Origin of the sequence: Flavobacterium branchiophilum NBRC 15030 = ATCC 35035 (assembly GCF_002217205.1) — a bacterium.
GTDB lineage: Bacteria > Bacteroidota > Bacteroidia > Flavobacteriales > Flavobacteriaceae > Flavobacterium > Flavobacterium branchiophilum.
Genome location: NZ_MUGT01000238.1, coordinates 1 through 1,966, shown reverse-complemented (window position 1 = coordinate 1,966; position 1,966 = coordinate 1). Strand labels below are relative to the sequence as shown.

Below are 1,966 nucleotides of genomic sequence, written 5' to 3'. Positions count from 1 at the left end.
ATCTGTGCATCTGTGGCATTTTAAATAGATACCAACACTTCTTTATAAATATTGAAATTTTCCTCATCAAAACAAACAAAAATAACTTCTTCTATTTTATCTTTTTGAATAAAATTAGAAACGGTATTTATTGCAATTTTTGCTGCTTTATCCTTTGGAAAATGATAAATTCCAGTACTAATATTAGGAAAAGCAATCGTTTTTATATGGTTTGAAACAGCCAATTCTAAAACATTCCGATAACAGTTTTCCAAAAGTAATTTCTTTTCTTCTTTATCACCATTCCAAACAGGTCCAACGGTATGAATAACATATTTTGATGGCAAATTACCTGCTTTAGTAATGACCGCTTCACCTGTATTGCAACCACCTTGTTTATTTCTAATTGCGATGCATTCTTCCAAAATTTGTTTTCCGCCAATTCTGTGAATGGCACCATCAACACCTCCACCGCCCAAAAGTGATGAATTGGCAGCATTAACAATGGCATCTACTTCAATAGTTGTTATATCTCCTTTGATTAGTTGTATTTTCATCTCGTTTCAATTTTTATCACTTCCACCTTTTCATTCTCAAAATCCCTAAAAGAATTGGTTGTAAAAATGCGTTCAAAGTCTTGCAGGGCTTCAAAACCTTTGCTGAAAATTCCGTGGCTCACGGCTAGGTATAGTTTGCCTGCATTTTTGTTTTTGAGTTCTTGTGCCAAACCAACAAAAGTGCCACCACCATCGCAAATGTCATCTACAATGAGGCAATTTTTTCCTTCTAAATCGTCTTTGTAAACTTTAAATCCAGATAATTTACCTGTTTTCACATCGCGGCTTTTGCTGCATTCTACCACTTCTACGCCTCCCAAAAATTCGGATACTTTGTATATTTTCTTCAAAGCACCACCATCTGGCGAAATCAAAAGTAACTCATCACCAATTTTTCCAACTACTTTTTGAATAAAATCATGATTCGGAATGACCTCACAATGGTCCAAAACAGCGGGTGTTACCTCCGAATGGGCATCAAAAACCATCACTTTTTCAAAACCTAAACTATTGATAATCTGGGCATATACTTTTACCGAAAGAGGTTCGCCCGCTACCATCACCCGATCTTGTCGAGCTGCTGGAAAATAAGGGATAAACAAAGTGCCGAGTTGTGCTCCCATGCGTTGCAAAGCATCAGCAGCCAAACACAAAAAACCAAGGTCATTAAAGGATTGCATGCGGTGTGTAACAGTTACTTTTTCAGTCAAATCAAAGTTTGGATTGATTTTAATATGAGGTTCCCCACCCGAAAAAGTAAATTTATCAAATTGGATTTCTTCTCCTGCAAATGGTTTGAAATTGGGGTCTAAATGGAGCAACATAATTATTTATTTTGTGTTATTATTACGCAAAGATAAAACTACTTTTTGAAACCACCAAATGTTTTGTGTATATTTTACACAAAATATTTATTTTATTTTTTTTAAACATGGCTGAAAAAAAAATGTAATAATTTTATTAAACTAAAAATATGTATTAATTATTTTTTTTAAGTAATAACTTATTAATTTTAAGTGTATTTTATACTACTAATTATATAGTAAATATTTACTGGCAATGTGATTTCAATAGTCTTAGGTAAATCAAAATGAATAATCTTATATGAACCGTTTTATAATTGATTTCCTTTAATTTTAAAAATAAAGTAATTTTATAATTTTTAATTTTTTTTTAAATTAAATGAAGAACTATAATTCTATTATAACAAATATTAATGTATTTTATTTTAAATAAATAAAATAAATACTATTTATTTTTAATTGTATTTCAAAAATATTTATAAAATTTAATTATTCAAAGATATTAAGAAATATAATAAAATGTACTTCAATTTTTTACAGTATCAATACATATTTTCATTACAAAAAAGAAATAATTTTTATAACTAAAACCATAACTCATACCAAATATATTTTATATGTATATTT

General features: G+C 29.4%; 2 protein-coding genes. Both read right to left on the bottom strand.

Annotation, left to right across the window (positions count from 1 at the left end):
• Window positions 1-20: 20 nt before the first annotated feature.
• On the bottom strand, window positions 21-536 hold the full coding sequence (locus B0A58_RS16140; protein ID WP_089081884.1) for an O-acetyl-ADP-ribose deacetylase: 516 nt from the start codon (window positions 534-536) through the stop codon (window positions 21-23).
• Entirely contained in the window at window positions 533-1,360 is an 828-nt protein-coding gene (prs, locus tag B0A58_RS16135; protein ID WP_089081883.1) for a ribose-phosphate diphosphokinase, read from the bottom strand. The genes B0A58_RS16140 and prs overlap by 4 nt, the downstream gene beginning before the upstream one ends.
• Window positions 1,361-1,966 lie beyond the last annotated feature (606 nt).

Bases quoted from the DNA above. Each gene is read 5' to 3' on its own strand.
- B0A58_RS16140 (WP_089081884.1), bottom strand. From the start codon at position 536: ATGAAAATACAACTAATCAAAGGAGATATAACAACTATTGAAGTAGAT.
- prs (WP_089081883.1), bottom strand. From the start codon at position 1,360: ATGTTGCTCCATTTAGACCCCAATTTCAAACCATTTGCAGGAGAAGAA.